The organism is Mycobacterium basiliense, assembly GCF_900292015.1.
Taxonomy (GTDB): Bacteria; Actinomycetota; Actinomycetes; order Mycobacteriales; family Mycobacteriaceae; genus Mycobacterium; species Mycobacterium basiliense.
Genome location: NZ_LR130759.1, coordinates 617,045 through 633,690, shown reverse-complemented (window position 1 = coordinate 633,690; position 16,646 = coordinate 617,045). Strand labels below are relative to the sequence as shown.

Here is a 16,646-nt window from a genome sequence, read left to right as displayed (position 1 = left end):
GCATGCCAACCACCCGGTCACTGGACACTAGAACCCAAGGGCCGTACGTGCCGCGGGATCGCAATCGTCGAGCAGATCCAAACAACGGCCGTATTCGTCGGTCTCGCCGATGGCGTCAGCGGCCCGCGCCAGCGCCGCCACACACCGCAGAAAACCCCGGTTGGGTTCATGCGAATACGGCACGGGCCCAAAGCCCTTCCAGCCATTGCGCCGCAAATGATCCAGGCCTCGGTGATAGCCGGTGCGCGCGTAGGCGTAGGCGGTGATGACTTTGTCGTCGGCCAGCGCCTCCTCTGCAAGCGCCGCCCATGCCACCGACGCCGACGGATGCGCGGCGGCCACGATTTCCGGCCTTTCGTCGGCCAGTAGCTCCGCTTCGGCCGCGCTATCGCCAGGCAGCAGGATTGGATCGGGTCCCAGCAGATCACCCATCGACGTCATGGGGGCCATTCTGCCAACCCACCGCACGAGTGGGCCGCTCCCCCCTGGGTCCCTACCTCGGCAATAACCCTATCCGCGGGTTGGGTCGCTAAGCTCCAAGCAACCCACTCGATAGCGGGAGGACAGCAGTACTCATGCCCAACGCACCCGAGCCCGACCGCGACGGCACCGAAACCGGGGACGACCCGGTCGGCGGAGAAGGCACCGAGGGCCCTCTCATCCCCGACGACGCCGAAACCGCGACCGTGGTGATCTCCAAGTCGGATCCGGCGGACGACCCCGAACCGACCAGCGCCGACGCGCAGCGCGAACGCCGCTTCACCGCGCCAGGCTTCGACGCAAAAGAAACCCAGGTCATCGTCACCGCTCCCGAGCCGGCCACCGAGGTGTTCCAAACTCACCCGGCGCCCAGCAATCCGCCGCCGTCGACCGGTACGCCGCCGAAAACCGCGATGCCACAATCAATTCCGCCGCGTGACGGAGGTCGACCAGCCGCGCTGAAACAGCGCAACTGGGGTTGGGTGCTAGCAATCGTGGTGATCGTGCTGGCGCTGGCCGCAATCGCCATCCTGGGCACCCTATTGCTGACTCGCAGCAAACACCCCCAGGTGTCGCAGGAGGATCGGGTGCGGCAAACCATTCAAAGCTTTGACATCGCAATCCAGACCGGCGACCTGACCGCGCTGCGCAGCATCACCTGTGGCAGCACCCGGGACGGCTACGTGGACTACGACGAGCACGCCTGGGCCGAAACCTATGGCCGGGTGTCGGCCGCCAAGCAGTACCCGGTGATCGCGAGCATCGACCAAATCGTGGTCAACGGCCAGCACGCCGAAGCCAACATCACCACGTTCATGGCCTACGACCCGCAGGTTCGCTCGACCCGCAGCCTCGACCTCCAATTCCGGGACGATCAGTGGAAAATCTGCCAGTCCCCGAGCAACTAGCCGGATAGTTGGCCCATTAGTCACCGCCAGTTCCGGACAAGTTTCGGCCCGCACCACCGGAACGTCACGATGACGGAGTAGCTGGGTTTCCAGCGAATAAGTTCGGCTGACGCCGAAATGCGCCGAATAGAGATATATGGCAAGGTGTTGGCGAATTGCCTGCTCCTGCGGGGATTTCGGCCGAATTCGCTACTCCGGGAGAGGCAGGTGAGAACACGTGAGCATCCGCTATCCGACCATCGAGCAGTCGACCATCGATATCAGGCAAGTTGTCGGTATCGGAACACCAAAAGCCGTCGATCTATGGCTTGACATCGTCGACGAGCTGCCGGATCGGGCCCGTGAACTCGCCTCATTGTCCAAGGCCGAACTGGCCAAACTCGGCCAGCTCCTCGACGCCGACAGCGGCACCGAGCTGTTCGAGTCCGTCGACGACAACCTGGCCGCACGGGCCCTGCAAGCGATGGAGCCGCCGGTGGCGGCATCACTGCTCGATGCCCTCGATTCCGATCACGCCGCAAACATCCTGCGTGAGTGCAAGAGCCCAAAGCGCGAAGCGTTACTGACCTTGCTGCCGCTGGAACGCGCAAAGGTCTTGCGTGGGTTGTTGAGCTGGCCCGAGGACTCCGCTGCGGCGCATATGGTGCCCGAAACACTGTCCGTGCGACCGGACATGACGGTGTTGGATGCCGTCGCCACCGTGCGTGAGCACGCCGCGGGGCTCCGTAGCAATTCCCGGACCACCGCCTACGTGTATGTGATCGACGCCGACTCCCACCTGCTGGGTGTGGTCGCTTTCCGGGCGCTCGTGTTGGCCGATCCCACACAGCGGGTGCGTGAGCTGATGGCCGAGGACCTGGTCGTCGTCTCCCCGCTGACAGACAAGGAGTTGGCGGCGCAGACCCTCGTGAGCCACCACTTGATGGCCGTTCCCGTTGTCGACGGCGACCGACGCCTGCTCGGCATCATCGCCGAGGACGAAGCCCTCGACATCACCCAGGAGGAAGCGACCGAAGACGCCGAGCGCCAGGGCGGATCGGCCCCGTTGGAGGTGCCCTATCTGCGGGCGTCGCCTTGGCTGCTCTGGCGCAAACGAGTCGTGTGGCTACTCATCCTCTTCGTCGCCGAAGCCTACACCGGCAGCGTCTTGCGGGCATTCTCCGAAGAGATGGAGGCCGTGATCGCGCTCGCGTTCTTCATCCCGCTGCTGATCGGTACCGGCGGCAATACCGGCACGCAGATCGCGACCACGCTGGTTCGCGCGATGGCCACCGGTCAGGTCCGGTTTCGCGACGTTCCCGCGGTGTTGATGAAGGAATTGTCCACCGGAGCCCTGGTCGGCCTCACCATGGCGCTGGCCGCGGTGATCCGCGCCTGGACCCTGAAGGTGGGCCCCCAAGTCACGGTGACGGTGGCGGTGACGGTCGCGGCCATCGTGGTGTGGTCATCGTTGGTGGCCGCGGTGCTTCCACCGGTCCTGAAAAAGTTGCGGATCGACCCCGCGATCGTGTCCGGGCCGCTGATCGCCACCATCGTCGACGGCACCGGGCTGATCATCTACTTCATGATCGCCCACATGACCCTGACCGAACTTCAGGGGTTGTGAGGTCGCCGCCCGGGGACTACCGGAGGAATAATGCGCCCCGGCCCGGTTCAGGCGTTCACTCACCGCCCGACCGGCCGGTGCAGCTCAGCCGGCTCACGTTCAGCCGGCCACCGTCTTCCCCGCGCAATGCAGGTCGTTGCAGGCCTCGATCACCCGTTCGGTCATCCCGGCCTCGGCCTTCTTGAGGTAGCTGCGCGGGTCGTAGACCTTCTTGTTCCCGACCTCGCCGTCCACCTTGAGAACGCCGTCGTAGTTGGTGAACATGTGTCCGACGATCGGTCGGCTGAACGCGTACTGGGTGTCGGTGTCGACATTCATCTTCACCACGCCGTACCGAAGTGCCTCCTCGATCTCCGACTTCAGGGAGCCCGAACCACCGTGGAAGACGAAGTCGAACGGCTTAGCGCTGTCGGGCAACCCGAGCTTGGCCGCGGCCACCTTTTGCCCCTGGTCGAGGATGTCGGGGCGCAGTTTGACGTTGCCCGGCTTGTAGACGCCGTGCACATTGCCGAAGGTCGCGGCCAGTAGGTAGGTGCCCTGCTCACCGGAGCCCAGCGCGTCAACTGTCTTCTCGAAGTCCTCGGGTGTGGTGTAGAGCTTCTCGTTGATCTCGGCCTCGACGCCGTCCTCTTCGCCGCCGACCACGCCGATTTCGATCTCGAGGATGATCTTGGCGGCCACGGCCGCCTTGAGTAGCTCCTGGGCGACGACCAGGTTCTCGTCGATCGGGATCGCCGACCCGTCCCACATGTGCGACTGGAACAACGGGTCTTTTCCGGCCGACACCCGTTCGGCAGAGATCGCCAGTAGAGGCCGCACGTAGGTGTCGAGCTTGTCCTTGGGGCAGTGGTCGGTGTGCAGCGCCACGTTGATCGGGTACTTGGCCGCAACCACGTGAGTGAATTCGGCCAGCGCGACGGCGCCGGTCACCATGTCCTTGATACCGAGGCCGGAACCGAACTCCGCACCGCCGGTGGAGAACTGGATGATGCCGTCGCTGCCGGCGTCGGCGAAGCCTTTGAGAGCGGCGTTGACGGTCTCCGAAGAGGTGCAGTTGATGGCCGGGAAGGCGTACGAATTCTCTTTGGCACGTCCCAGCATCTCGGCGTAGACCTCGGGCGTTGCGATGGGCATGAAGAAACTCCTCCTAAAGGCTGGGTGTACCCAGTATTGCAACATCGGGGTTTGCGTGTAGACCGGTGGGCCAACCTATCTGAGCCGGTATGTTGGGACACCGTGAAGACATCGTGAACACCGCCGTAACGGCGTTGCCGGACATCCTCGACCCGATGTATTGGTTGGGCGCCGACGGCGTCTTCGGGTCCGCCGTGCTGCCCGGGATCCTGATCATCGTTTTTATCGAGACCGGGTTGCTGTTTCCGCTGCTACCCGGCGAGTCGTTGCTGTTCACCGGCGGGCTGCTGGCGGCGAGCGCGCACCCGCCGGTCACCATTGGAGTGCTCGCCCCGTGTGTCGCGCTGGTGGCCATATTGGGGGACCAGAATGCCTATTTCATCGGGCGTCGCATTGGCCCCGCGCTGTTCAAGAAGGAAGATTCGCGGTTCTTCAAGAAGCACTACGTGACCGAATCACACGCGTTCTTCGAAAAGTACGGACCCTGGACGGTCATCCTGGCCCGCTTCGTACCGTTCGCACGAACCTTCGTGCCGGTGATCGCCGGCGTTTCCTACATGCGCTACCCGGTGTTTCTCGGATTCGACATCGTCGGTGGCATCAGCTGGGGCGCGGGCGTCACGCTGGCCGGCTACTTTCTGGGCAATGTGCCGTTCGTGCACCAGAATCTCGAAAAGATCATCCTGGCGATCCTGTTCGTTTCGCTGGTGCCGGCAATGACCGCGGCGTGGCGCGGCTACCGGTCCCGGCGACAGGCGCCCAAGGACGAGGCCCCGCTCGCCGAGTGAGCTAGCCGCTCGCGGCGGAGTGGGCGGCTTCCATCAGCATCCAGCCCGATAGCTGCACCGATAAGTCTCGCTCGGGAGTCTCGGAGCTGCGCACCGCCCCTTCGACGAACTGCGCCTGCTGACCACCAGCGGCGGGCAGCTCTGCGTCGCGGTCCCAGAACGCCCCGAATACTGGCAACCCGTCCACTGTCTGCCGGTAGTCCCAGGCCGATTTCGCCGACGACAGCACAATGTTGCGGGCGGTATCGCGGGCCGCGACATCTTCGACGGATTCCCCCGGCAGCGCGGTGGCCACCAACGCGAGGTAGCGGGCGGTAATTCCGCCGAAGAGGCCTCCGTCGCCGCCGCCGGCGCCTTTGAGCACCCGGCCCGGGGCCATGTGCGCGTCGACCGCCGACACCAGCCGGTGCACCCGAGCCCGGTGCCGTTGGTCGCCGGTGCGCACCGCCAGTTCGGTTTCCAACCCCAGCACCACTCCCTGGCAGTAGGTGTACTGCGCGCGCACCAGCGACCCGGCCTTGATGCCGTCGAACACCAGGTGCGTCTCCGGGTCAATCAGCGTGGCCTCGATCCAGTCACCCATCTGCTGGGCCCGTTTAAGCCAGTCGTCATAGCGGGCCAGAAATATCCCCGCCGGGCCGTTGGCGGGGGCGTTGAAGAACTGGTCCTGCTTGCGCCACGGAATGCCGCCGCCGTCCTCGGGGACCCATGCCTTGACGAACTGGTCGGCGAGCTTTGGCAGTGCTCGCCGCCGCTCGACGCCGGCGATGCGGGCGGCCCGCTCCAGCGCCAGGGCCAGCCAGGCCATGTCGTCGTAGTAGCTGTTGATCCACGAGAAATTGTTGCGCAGTCGATGCGAGCGCACCTGCCGGTTGATCCTGACGCGCCGGTCGGGCAGCGGGTCGCGTAGCTCCGCGTCGACCAGACAGTCCAGCAGATGCGCCTGCCACCAGTAGTGCCAGGTGCCGAACAGCCGGTCTTTGCGCTCTGCCGGCCAGGCAACCACACCCAGCTGGGTTCCCGGCAGCGCCCAGAGCCGATTGAGGTGCCGCTGCGTGACAGCGACTTCCGAACTTGCGGCCCGGTTCGCCCATACCTGGTCCATAACCTTCGATCCTGCCTCAGACTGGCTGGCACCCGCCGCCGGTACGGAGCCCCTGGTCGGCGAGTCACGCGGCCTCGTCAAGACAGGTTGGTCGGTTGGTGAAAGTTAAGTCTGTATTGCACGGCTTGGCTTTCCCGACCACCAGGCCAGATGCTGAAGTCCCATCGAACGAGACTGGAGGCTGCCGAGGTGCCAAGCGATCACGAGGTTGCCCACCTAACGAGCGATCACTCAAGTGGCACCGACAGCCACCTGGAGACACCGGCCTACCTGCAGAAACGACAACTACAGACCGGCAGTGCCGGGTGGCTGCTGCTGGCGGGCCTAGGCGTTAGCTATGTGGTGTCTGGGGACTATTCCGGCTGGAACTTCGGGCTGGCACGCGGTGGCTTCGGCGGATTGGCGATCGCGGCCGTAGTGATCGCCGCGATGTATTTGGCGTTGGTGCTAAGCATGGCTGAATTGGCCGCAGCCCTGCCGGCCGCTGGCGGCGGCTATACGTTTGCCCGGCGGGCGCTGGGACCGTGGGGTGGATTTGCGACCGGCACCGCGGTCTTGATCGAGTATTCGATCGCGCCCGCGGCGATCGCCACCTTTATCGGTGCCTACGTGCAATCGCTGGGCCTGTTCGGCATTCGCGACGGCTGGTGGGTCTACCTCGCCATTTATGCGGTTTTCATCGGCATTCATCTGTCCGGTGTGGGTGAAGCGCTGAAAGTCATGTTCGTCATCACCGCTATCGCGCTGGTGGGCCTCCTGGTCTTCGCCGTTGCCGCCGTGGGCCGCTTCCGGTCCGGAAATCTGATGGATATCATGCCGTCCGGCGCCGCGGGCGCATCGAGTTTCCTGCCGCACGGCTATCTTGGCGTGTGGTCGGCGCTGCCCTTTGCGATTTGGTTCTTCCTCGCCGTCGAGGGAGTGCCGCTGGCCGCCGAGGAGACGGCGGATCCGGCCCGCAATGTTCCGCGCGGGATCACCGCGGCATTCAGCGTCTTGGCGGTGACGTGTGCGGCCGTGCTGCTGTTGGCCACCGGCGCCGGCGGCGCCCAGGCGATGTCGACATCCGGCAACCCGCTCGTGGCGGCGCTGGGACCGACCGGCGCGGCCACCGTCGTCAACTACATCGGGTTGGCCGGGCTCGTCGCCAGCTTCTTTTCCATCATCTACGCCTACTCCCGGCAATTGTTTGCGCTGTCGCGGGCGGGCTACCTGCCGACAGCCCTCTCAATCACGAACTCGCGAAAAGCGCCGACGCTGGCTCTGGTCGTGCCCGGTGTCATCGGTTTCGCACTATCCACCACGGGCAAAGGTGATCTTTTGCTGAATATGGCCGTCTTTGGGGCCACGCTGAGCTACGTATTGATGATGGCGAGCCACATCGTATTGCGGCGAGGGGCACCCGCTATGGCCCGCCCCTATCGCACTCCCGGTGGCATTGCCACCTCCGGCTTCGCATTGCTGGTCGCCGCGACCGCACTCATTGCCACCTTCCTGGTGGACACCGTAGCCGCGCTATGCTGCCTGGGCGTATTCGTCGGGTTCATCCTCTATTTCGGCCTATACAGTCGCCATCAATTGGTCGCCAACTCCCCCGACGAGGAACTAGCCCGCATCCAACATTGTGAGAGCGAACCGCAGTGAGCTACCGACAGACGATTTCGGGTACCACCTACAGCTTTTCCGGACTGGTGGAGGTGCTGGCCAAAGCCACGCCGGTACGCTCCGGTGACCAGCTCGCCGGCTGCGCCGCCGAGCATGACGCCGAACGTGCCGCCGCCGCTTGGGTACTTGCCGACATGCCGTTGACGAGGTTTCTCACCGACGTGGTCGTCCCCTACGAAACCGACGCGATTACCCGGCTCATCATCGACAGTCACGATCGCGACGCATTCGCCCTGATATCCCATCTGACCGTGGGCGGTTTTCGAGATTGGTTGTTGGACAACGCAACCCGCGACGATAGCGCGGCTCGCATGGCCGCCATTGCCCCTGGTCTCACCCCGGAAATGGTTGCCGCCGTGTCAAAGATCATGCGCAACCAGGACCTGATTCTGGTCGCCGCCGCGGCGACCGCCACCGCCGCCTTCCGCACCACCATCGGGTTGCCGGGCACGCTCGCCACCCGGCTGCAGCCCAATCATCCGACCGATGACCCGCGCGGAATCGCCGCCGGCATGCTCGACGGCTTGCTCATGGGCTGCGGCGACGCCGTCGTCGGCATCAATCCGGCCACCGACTCGCCCCACGCAACGGCGGATCTGCTCTATCTGCTCGACGACATACGGCAACGTTTCGAGATCCCGATGCAATCGTGCGTGCTATGCCACGTGACGACCACCACCGAATTGATCGACCGCGGTGTGCCCGTCGATCTGGTGTTCCAGTCCATCGCCGGCACCGAAGGCGCGAATTCCAGTTTCGGTGTGACCATCCCAATGTTGTTGGAAGCCAACGAAGCCGCACGGTCGCTGCACCGTGGCACCGTCGGCGACAACGTTATGTACCTGGAGACAGGACAGGGCTCGGCGCTGTCCGCCGGAGCGCACCTGGGCACCGGCGGCAAGCCCGTCGATCAGCAGACTTTGGAGACGCGAGCCTACGCGGTCGCCCGACTGCTGCAGCCGCTGCTGATCAACACGGTGGTCGGGTTCATCGGACCCGAATACCTCTACGACGGAAAGCAGATCATCCGCGCCGGACTTGAGGACAACTTCTGCGGCAAACTGCTTGGCCTGCCGATGGGCGTCGACGTCTGCTACACCAACCACGCCGAAGCCGACCAAGACGATATGGATACGCTGCTCACCCTGCTGGGCGTGGCGGGCGCGGCCTTCGTCATCGCCGTCCCCGGCGCCGACGACATCATGCTCGGCTATCAAAGCCTGTCGTTTCACGATCCCTTGTATGTGCGCCAGCTATTGCGGCTGCGCCCCGCACCCGAATTCGAAAGCTGGCTGGCCGGTCTGGGCATGGCCGACGGCACCGGCCGAATTCTGCCCATCGATCTCGCGACCTCACCGCTGCGGGCATTGGCAACCGGTGCATGAATACCCCGGACGCGCGGCCCACAGACGACGTGTGGGCACTGTTACGAGACGTCACCAAAGCACGGATCGGGCTTGGCCGGGCCGGTAATTCGCTGCCGACCCAGCGAGTCCTGGAGTTCCAGGCCGCGCACGCGGCCGCCCGCGACGCCGTACATGATCCCCTCGATGTCGATGGCCTCACCGTGGAGATCCGCAAGCTCGGCATCGGTGCCCCACTGGTGGTGCGCAGCAAAGCCGCCTCACGGGGCGAGTACCTGCGCCGACCCGACCTCGGCCGCACCCCGGCAGACCTCTCTGTGCTGCCGAACACCGGCGCCGACATCGGCATCGTGCTCGCCGACGGGCTATCGCCGCGCGCACTGACCGAGCACGCCGCCGGCCTGGTCGCCGCCCTGGTTCGTCAGTTCGAGGATCGCTATCGCCTCGCAACGCCGGTGATCGCGACCCAAGCCCGCGTTGCCCTCGGCGACCACATCGGTCAGGCATTGGGGGTACGCACGCTGCTGGTCATCATCGGAGAACGCCCCGGACTATCGGTGGCCGACAGCCTGGGCATCTACCTGACCCACCGGCCGGTACCGGGGCTGACCGACGCGGATCGCAACTGCATCTCCAATATCCACCCTCCCGACGGTCTTGACTACGAGGCCGCCGCCGCCACTGCCGCGGCCCTCGTCGCCGGGGCCCGCAAGCTTGGCCGCTCAGGTGTGGCCCTCAAGGACACCTCGCGTAACGAACTCGGCGCCGGCGAGGTACCCGGCAGCGACTGACCACACCAGCAGCGACACCGACAGCCGCCTTGGCTCGCGCGATATAAACGTTGGCCTCCCTCCCCGGCGTGTCGTGTACGTGGTTTATGTGTCGGGGAGCGGGCGATCACTTGGCTGCTGATGCGCTGCTGGTGCGCTGCTGGTGCGCTGCTGGTGCGCCCCCAACGCCAGAAATAGTTGGTGTAGGCCGGCCAGTGAGTGCGCCGGCAGGAACAGATCGCACTGCGGCAACGCGGCCGCCATGGAACCGGCCAACGGCTGGAATTCCTCCTGCGCGGCACGCGGATTGAGCCAGACCAGCAACTCGGCTCTACGCCGCACCCGGGCCAGCGCGTGATAGAGCACCTCGGGTGGATCGCTGTCCCAGCCATCGGAGGCGATGATCACCACGGCACCACGCAGCGCGTTGCCGTGCGGTGCCGCGAGCAGGGCCGCGACACTGCGGCCGATGAACGTGCCGCCGTAGCGGTCAACCACCCTCGCGTTGGCTCGTTGTAGCGCCACCTCGGCGCTGCGGTGCGAGAGCACCGACGTGAGCCGGGTCAACGACGTCGAAAACGCAAATACCTCGGGCCGCAGCCCACCTCGGCGCAGGGCCGCCGCACGCATCAAGTGCAGATAGATCGCGGCGTAGGGCTGCATTGACCGGCTCACGTCGCAAACCAACACGATCCGCCGGGGTCGGCGCCGCGGCCGGGTGCGCGCCAACCGCAGCGATTCCCAGCCGGTGGACCGCGAGGCAGTCATAGTCGCCCGCAAGTCGATGCGCTTGCCGTGGCGACTGGATTCGAACCGGAGGCTGCGTCGACGGGGCCAGCGCTGCACCGACGTTTCCAACCACGAACCCAGCTGCCGTAGGTCGTCGGGATCGAACTGGTCAAACGGCTCGTCGGCGAGCGCGGCGATGCGGCTGGGCAGGAAGTCCGGCAGCCGGACTGCCCCGGGTGGCGCGCCGTCCTGCTCGGTGGCGGTGCGGGTGGCCCACGGCAACGTATCCGCGGCGGCACCGGATCGGCTGGCGGTGCCGTGCACGATCCCGGCCGCCGGCGTACGCGGGCCGGGCAGCAGCGGCGATCCAGAGGATCGCTGCGTCGCGTCAATGCCGATACCGCCGAACACCTCGCCGAACACCGCGTCGAAGGCCACCAGCTCTTCCATCCGGTTGACCAGGGTCAACCGCGCCGCCCAGTACAGCGCCGACACGGTGTGCGGCACCATGTGTCGTAGCGCCTGGACAAAGCTCGCCTGGCCACCGGCCGACACCGCCACTCCGGCGTCGCGTAGCCGCGCCACCATCGCGGCCGCGAAGGCCGCCAAATCGACACCCCGTAACAGCGCTGGGCCGGCCATCGAGGAAGGCCCCGCTCAGCGCCGCCGGCGCAGCACCCAGATCAGCACCAGCACGGCCAGCGTGGCCACCGCCACCGGAGCGTACTTTTTGAGTCGATCGGCCCCGGCGAGCTCAAGCAGGTCGATCGGCGCGGGTTCGGCGGCCGCTGCCGCGGCGGCCGCATCGGGCGGACCTTCCTGGTCTTCTGGGCTCCGTTGGCTTGTCGGTCCGTTGGCGGCGAGTTTGGCCTCCAGCGAGTCCACAAACTGGCTGAGCAACTTCTCCGACACTTGCTGCAGCATTCCGCTGCCGAACTGGGCCAGCTTGCCGACGATCTTCAGGTCCGTGTCGACGGTGACGCGCGTGCTTTGCCCCGCCTCCTGCAACTGGGCGGTGACGGTGGCGGCCGCGTTGCCGGTACCACGCGATTCTTTGCCTTTGGCGTCGATGATCGCCCGGTGCTGCGCCGAGTCCCGTTCGACGAAATGCACCTTGCCACTGAATTCGCTGGTGACCGGACCGACCTTGACCTTGACCTTGCCGAGGTAGTCATCGCCTTCGTGACCGGTCAGCTGTGCGCCCGGCATCAACGGAATCACCTGCTCCAGATCGCACAGCACGTCCCAGGCCCGATCGATCGGCGCGCTGACGGTGAACTGGTTGGCGAGCTTCATCCTGGGGGTCCTCTCATGTCCGGCCGTACTCGACAAATGCCTCGCGAATCAGAGTACGGTCGTCGGGCGTCTTGGCCAGCGCACCCAGGCTGCCCAGCGCGGTTGGACTCACCAGATCCGCGACGCCCAGCGACACCAGCGCGGCAACCCAGTCGATGGTTTCCGCTACCCCGGGCGGCTTGTCCAAATCCAGTTCGCGTGTGTTGCCGATGAATTGGGTGGCGTGCTCGATCAACGGGGCGGTCGCGCCTGCCACCGTTCGACGGACAATCGCGGCCGCCCGGTCTGGCTCGGGGTAGTCGATCCAGTGATACAGGCAGCGTCGCCGCAGTGCGTCGTGCAGGTCTCGGCTGCGATTTGAGGTCAGAACGGCAATCGGCGGCCGCTCTGCGACGAAGGTACCCAGCTCCGGAACGGTAACTGCGGATTCACCAAGGAACTCCAGCAGCAGTGCCTCGAATTCGTCATCAGCACGGTCGATTTCATCGATCAACAGCACCGGAGGGACCGGCCCACGATGACGCACGCATTGCAGAATGGGACGCTCCACCAGATATGTCTCGGCGTACAGGTCGCCCACCGAGATATCCGAGACACCGGTTCCGCGCGCTTCGGCGAGCCGGATGGACAGCAACTGACGTTGATAGTTCCAGTCGTAGAGCGCCTCGTTAGCGGTCAGACCTTCATAGCACTGTAGCCGGACCAGCGGGGTATCTAGAACGGTTGCAAGGGTTTTCGCAGCGGTCGTCTTGCCGACTCCGGGCTCACCTTCCAACAACAGCGGCCTGCCAAGGCTTATCGCCAGGTAGATCGCGGACGCCGTTCCGATATCGAGCAGGTAGTCCTGCGTGTCAAACCGCCGGATCACGTCCTCGGGGTCGTTGAAGGTCATATCGGTCATTCACGACACCGATTCCCGCAGCCGCCGATGGTCGTCCCAGGTGCCCGCATCGAGGGCCACCCGATGGGCTTGCATACCGCGCGACCGCCGTACAGGTGCCAAGCGGTTGGGCCGCCGGCGAGCAGCGGCACCAAGCCGGTGACGCCACGCGCTGTCATGCACTGCCCTTCCTGGCCACGAATGCCGTCCGGCAACCCGAACAGCAGAACCAGTAGTCCGTACCGGCCAAGCGCAGGTGCTCGGTGGTGGGCCCGGTCGGCACGGACATGCCGCAGACCGGGTCGACCGCCTCCACGCACGGTTTACTCGATGCGCTGACAAGCCTGCCAGCGCGCAGGGCGACAACCAGTTCGGCGGCGATCGACACCGCGATCTCGGCGGGCGTCTTGGCGCCGATCGCCAATCCGACCGGTGTGCGTATCCGAGCCCGTTCGTCCGCCGAGAGATGCAGCGAGTCCAGGATCGCCGCGCCGCGAACCTTGCTGGCCACCAACCCGATATAGCCGACGCCGCTATCCAGCGCCGCGCGGATGATTTCAGCTTCCGGCCCGCCATGGCTGGCGATGACGACGGCCGTCGGCAGAGCGGGATCCTCGGCCAGATCGGCTTCGCGTCGAGCGTCGTAACCCAGCACCCGGCAGACATCGATCAACACGCCGGCGATGGGAGTGGCGCCGTAGATCCGGATCAGCGGGGCGGGCAACTGTGGCGTCAAGAAGATCTCCAGCGACCCGCCGGACAGGCACGGATTGACCACCACACATGCGCCGGGGGCTTCCGGGAAATGCACGTCGCCGTTGGGAAGCACTCGTAGCAAGACACTTTCGCCTGCCTGCAAGGCCCCCAGCGCCGCCTTGCGCACGGAGTTTTGTGCACACTGTCCACCGACGAAGCCCTCGATGGTGCCGTCCGCCAAAAGAATCGCCTCGTCGCCGGGGTATGCCGAGGTGGGCGGCTGGGCGCGCACCACGGTCGCGTGGACAAACGGGGTCCGCGCAGCCAACAGCTGGGCGGCCCGTTCACTGATGGTGATCAAATGGGTGGCCTCGCTCTGCCCTGCATGGCTTCCCAAACCCGCGATGGGGTGAGCGGCATATCGGCGTGCCGAACCTCGAACGGCGCCAACGCATCAACCACTGCGTTCACCACGGCCGGTGGTGACCCCACGGTCGCCGATTCGCCAATCCCCTTGGCCCCGATCGGATGATGGGGTGACGGAGTCACGGTATGCCCGGTCTCCAGGTGCGGCACTTCAAGGGCGGTCGGGATCAGATAATCCATCAGCGAGCCGCCCAGACAGTTGCCGTCTTCGTCGAACGCGATCATCTCCATCAGCGCCATACCGATGCCGTCGACGATGCCGCCGTGTACCTGGCCCTCGATGATCATCGGATTGATCCGGGTACCACAGTCGTCGACGGCCAGGAAGCGGCGCACCTTGACCACCCCGGTGCCCGGATCGATGTCCACCACACAGAAGTACGCGCCGTATGGGTAAGTCAGGTTAGACGGGTTGTAGCACACCTCGGCGTCCAGACCGCCCTCGATGCCCTCGGGCAGATCCCCGGCCCCGTGCGCGCGCATCGCAACATCGGCGATGGTCACCGACGCCGACGGATCTCCCTTGACGTGGAATGATCCCTTCTCCCATTCCAAGTCGGCCACCGAAACCTCGAGCATCCCCGATGCGATGATCTTGGCCTTGTCACGCACCTTGCGAGCGACCAGCGCCGCGGCGCCACCCGAGACCGGGGTCGAACGGCTGCCGTAGGTGCCCAACCCGAACGGGGTCTGATCAGTATCGCCGTGCACCACCTCAATGTCGTCGGGTGGGATGCCCAGTTCTTCGGCGACGATCTGGGCGAACGTCGTCTCGTGCCCCTGCCCCTGAGTCTGCACCGAAAGTCGCACCACGGCCTTGCCCGTCGGGTGTACCCGCAGCTCGCACCCGTCGGCCATGCCAAGGCCAAGAATGTCCATGTCCTTGCGCGGTCCGGCGCCGACCGCCTCGGTAAAGAACGACATCCCGATGCCCATCAGCTCTCCACGCTCGCGTCTCTGCTGTTGCTCGGCCCGCAACGCGGCATAGCCAATCATGTCCATGGCCTTACGCATGGTGGCTTCGTAGTCGCCCGAGTCATACACCCAGCCCGTCTTGGTGGTGTAGGGAAACTGCTCGGGCTTCAACAGATTTCGCAGGCGCAGCTCAGCGGCGTCCATCTTCAGCTCGAAGGCCAGGCAGTCCACTAACCGCTCAACGAAGTAGACCGCCTCGGTGATGCGGAACGAGCATGCGTAGGCCACCCCGCCAGGCGCCTTGTTGGTGTACACCGCGGTCATGTGACAGTACGCGGCCTCCAGATCGTAACTGCCGGTGAAGACACCGTAGAAGCCGGCCGGGTATTTCGTCGGCGCCGCTTGGCCATTGAATGCGCCGTGGTCAGCCAGCACGTTGGAGCGCAGCGCCAAAATCTTGCCGTCCTCGGTGGCGGCGATCTCCCCGACCATGATGTAATCGCGCGCGAAACTGGTGGACGTCAGGTTCTCGCTGCGGTCCTCCATCCATTTGACCGGCTTGCCCAGCACCAGTGAGCCGACGATCGCGCACACATATCCGGGATAGATCGGGACCTTGTTACCGAAGCCGCCACCGATGTCGGGCGAAATCACCCGGATCTTGTGTTCGGGCAGGCCAGCGACCAACGCGTACAGCGTGCGGTGGGCATGCGGGGCCTGTGAGGTGGTCCATAGCGTCAGCTTGCCGGACACCGGGTCCAAATCGGCTACGGCACCGCAGGTTTCCATTGGCGCGGGGTGCACCCGCGGGTAGACCATCTCCTGCTTGACCACGACGTCAGCCTTGGCGAACACCGCGTCGGTGGCCGCGGCATCACCGGTCTCCCAGTCGAAGATGTGGTTGTCGGTCTTGCCCTCAAGATCGCTGCGAATCACCGGTGCCGAGGAATCCAGCGCACGCCGGACATCGATGACGGGATCCAGCGGGTCGTACTCGACGTCGATCAGCTCCAGCGCGTCGCGAGCCGAATAGCGGTCCTCGGCAACGACGAACGCCACTTCCTGGCCCTGGAAGCGCACCTTGTCGGTGGCCAGCACGGCCTGCACGTCGTTAGACAGCGTGGGCATCCAGGCCAGGCCCTTCTCGGCCAGATCCGCGCCGGTCACCACCGCCTTGACCTTCGGATGAGCAAGGGCCGCAGTCACATCGATGCCGACGATGCGGGCGTGCGCATATGGCGAACGCAGGATCGCTAAATGCAGCATGCCCGGCAGGGCGACGTCGTCGACGTAGTTGCCGCGCCCACGGATGAATCGTGGATCCTCCTTGCGCAGCATCCGGCCGTGACCGCATGGCTTTTGATCGTTGTCGGCTAGGTCTTCTGGGCGGGACTCGATGGTGGTCATGACTCCGCCTTTACTGCCTCGTTGGCGTGCTTGGCGGCCCACTGGATGGACCGCACGATCGTGGTGTACCCGGTGCAGCGACAGATCTGACCGGAGATCGCCTCCCGAATGGTCTCCTCGTCGGGGTCGGGGTTGCGGTCCAACAGGGCGCGGGCGGTGATCATCATTCCTGGGGTGCAGAAGCCGCATTGCAGGCCGTGGCACCGCATGAACCCTTCCTGCACGGGGTCGAGTTGGCCGCCCACAGCCAGCCCTTCCACGGTCCGCACGCTGCGTCCGGATGCCATCACGGCCAGCATGGTGCAGGACTTCACCGGGACGCCGTCGACATCCACCACGCAGGTTCCGCAATTGCTGGTGTCACAGCCCCAGTGAGTTCCGGTGAGCCGCAGGTGATCACGCAGGAAATGCACCAGCAGCATCCGGGGCTCGACCTCGGCGCTGACCGGCTCACCGTTGACGGTCATAGTCACCTGCATC

Annotated in this window: 14 protein-coding genes and 1 pseudogene; 6 read left to right on the top strand and 9 right to left on the bottom strand. The window is 65.3% G+C overall.

The window, feature by feature from the left end; translation table 11 throughout:
* Positions 1-27 precede the first annotated feature (27 nt).
* A complete protein-coding gene (locus MB901379_RS02740) occupies positions 28-441 on the bottom strand; it encodes a DUF3151 domain-containing protein (protein ID WP_174236967.1) in 414 nt (137 codons plus the stop codon).
* Between the two features lie 134 nt (positions 442-575).
* Here MB901379_RS02740 and MB901379_RS02735 point away from each other — a divergent pair, with 134 nt between their 5' ends.
* The gene (locus tag MB901379_RS02735; protein ID WP_158015254.1) at positions 576-1,388 is read left to right on the top strand and encodes an Rv0361 family membrane protein; all 813 of its coding nucleotides are present in this window, start codon (positions 576-578) and stop codon (positions 1,386-1,388) included.
* A 223-nt stretch (positions 1,389-1,611) separates the two neighbouring features.
* A complete protein-coding gene (gene mgtE, locus MB901379_RS02730) occupies positions 1,612-2,994 on the top strand; it encodes a magnesium transporter (protein WP_408632352.1) in 1,383 nt (460 codons plus the stop codon).
* A gap of 99 nt (positions 2,995-3,093) precedes the next feature.
* Here the strand turns inward: mgtE and fbaA are convergent, their stop codons facing one another.
* Positions 3,094-4,128: a class II fructose-bisphosphate aldolase gene (fbaA, locus tag MB901379_RS02725; RefSeq protein WP_158015252.1), complete on the bottom strand. Its 1,035-nt coding sequence runs from the start codon at positions 4,126-4,128 to the stop codon at positions 3,094-3,096.
* 113 nt (positions 4,129-4,241) lie between these two features.
* Here fbaA and MB901379_RS02720 point away from each other — a divergent pair, with 113 nt between their 5' ends.
* Positions 4,242-4,916, top strand: a complete 675-nt coding sequence (locus MB901379_RS02720; protein WP_158018895.1) for a DedA family protein — start codon at positions 4,242-4,244, stop codon at positions 4,914-4,916.
* Here MB901379_RS02720 and MB901379_RS02715 read toward each other — a convergent pair.
* Positions 4,908-6,021: pseudogene (locus MB901379_RS02715) on the bottom strand (glycoside hydrolase family 76 protein); the annotation flags it as partial. The gene MB901379_RS02720 and the pseudogene MB901379_RS02715 overlap by 9 nt on opposite strands.
* Positions 6,022-6,210: 189 nt before the next feature.
* Here MB901379_RS02715 and eat point away from each other — a divergent pair.
* From eat to eutC, 3 genes are read left to right on the top strand one after another with little or no spacing between them, the layout of a single operon-like run.
* Positions 6,211-7,662, top strand: a complete 1,452-nt coding sequence (gene eat, locus MB901379_RS02710) for an ethanolamine permease (RefSeq protein ID WP_158015250.1) — start codon at positions 6,211-6,213, stop codon at positions 7,660-7,662.
* Positions 7,659-9,068, top strand: a complete 1,410-nt coding sequence (locus tag MB901379_RS02705; protein WP_158015249.1) for an ethanolamine ammonia-lyase subunit EutB — start codon at positions 7,659-7,661, stop codon at positions 9,066-9,068. Before eat ends, MB901379_RS02705 begins: the two co-directional genes overlap by 4 nt.
* Positions 9,065-9,838 (top strand): ethanolamine ammonia-lyase subunit EutC, encoded by a 774-nt coding sequence (gene eutC, locus MB901379_RS02700; protein ID WP_158015248.1) that lies wholly within the window; start codon positions 9,065-9,067, stop codon positions 9,836-9,838. The genes MB901379_RS02705 and eutC overlap by 4 nt, the downstream gene beginning before the upstream one ends.
* Before the next feature lie 84 nt (positions 9,839-9,922).
* Here eutC and MB901379_RS02695 read toward each other — a convergent pair whose 3' ends face one another.
* The 6 genes from MB901379_RS02695 to MB901379_RS02670 all read right to left on the bottom strand — a co-directional run bounded on the left by MB901379_RS02695 (position 9,923) and on the right by MB901379_RS02670 (position 16,645).
* On the bottom strand, positions 9,923-11,188 hold the full coding sequence (locus tag MB901379_RS02695) for a vWA domain-containing protein (RefSeq protein WP_158015247.1): 1,266 nt from the start codon (positions 11,186-11,188) through the stop codon (positions 9,923-9,925).
* 15 nt (positions 11,189-11,203) lie between these two features.
* Positions 11,204-11,842: an SRPBCC family protein gene (locus MB901379_RS02690; RefSeq protein WP_158015246.1), complete on the bottom strand. Its 639-nt coding sequence runs from the start codon at positions 11,840-11,842 to the stop codon at positions 11,204-11,206.
* Positions 11,843-11,855: 13 nt separating this feature from the next.
* On the bottom strand, positions 11,856-12,734 hold the full coding sequence (locus MB901379_RS02685) for an AAA family ATPase (protein ID WP_158018894.1): 879 nt from the start codon (positions 12,732-12,734) through the stop codon (positions 11,856-11,858).
* 163 nt (positions 12,735-12,897) lie between these two features.
* On the bottom strand, positions 12,898-13,776 hold the full coding sequence (locus MB901379_RS02680; RefSeq protein WP_158018893.1) for an XdhC family protein: 879 nt from the start codon (positions 13,774-13,776) through the stop codon (positions 12,898-12,900).
* A complete protein-coding gene (locus MB901379_RS02675) occupies positions 13,776-16,166 on the bottom strand; it encodes an aerobic carbon-monoxide dehydrogenase large subunit (protein WP_158015245.1) in 2,391 nt (796 codons plus the stop codon). The genes MB901379_RS02680 and MB901379_RS02675 overlap by 1 nt, the downstream gene beginning before the upstream one ends.
* On the bottom strand, positions 16,163-16,645 hold the full coding sequence (locus tag MB901379_RS02670) for a (2Fe-2S)-binding protein (protein ID WP_158018892.1): 483 nt from the start codon (positions 16,643-16,645) through the stop codon (positions 16,163-16,165). Before MB901379_RS02670 ends, MB901379_RS02675 begins: the two co-directional genes overlap by 4 nt.
* Position 16,646 lies beyond the last annotated feature (1 nt).

Coding starts and splice junctions, on each gene's coding strand:
- eutC (WP_158015248.1), top strand. CDS start 9,065: ATGAATACCCCGGACGCGCGGCCCACAGACGACGTGTGGGCACTGTTA.
- MB901379_RS02735 (WP_158015254.1), top strand. CDS start 576: ATGCCCAACGCACCCGAGCCCGACCGCGACGGCACCGAAACCGGGGAC.
- MB901379_RS02675 (WP_158015245.1), bottom strand. CDS start 16,166: ATGACCACCATCGAGTCCCGCCCAGAAGACCTAGCCGACAACGATCAA.
- MB901379_RS02695 (WP_158015247.1), bottom strand. CDS start 11,188: ATGGCCGGCCCAGCGCTGTTACGGGGTGTCGATTTGGCGGCCTTCGCG.
- MB901379_RS02690 (WP_158015246.1), bottom strand. CDS start 11,842: ATGAAGCTCGCCAACCAGTTCACCGTCAGCGCGCCGATCGATCGGGCC.
- fbaA (WP_158015252.1), bottom strand. CDS start 4,128: ATGCCCATCGCAACGCCCGAGGTCTACGCCGAGATGCTGGGACGTGCC.
- MB901379_RS02740 (WP_174236967.1), bottom strand. CDS start 441: ATGACGTCGATGGGTGATCTGCTGGGACCCGATCCAATCCTGCTGCCT.
- MB901379_RS02685 (WP_158018894.1), bottom strand. CDS start 12,734: ATGACCTTCAACGACCCCGAGGACGTGATCCGGCGGTTTGACACGCAG.
- MB901379_RS02670 (WP_158018892.1), bottom strand. CDS start 16,645: ATGCAGGTGACTATGACCGTCAACGGTGAGCCGGTCAGCGCCGAGGTC.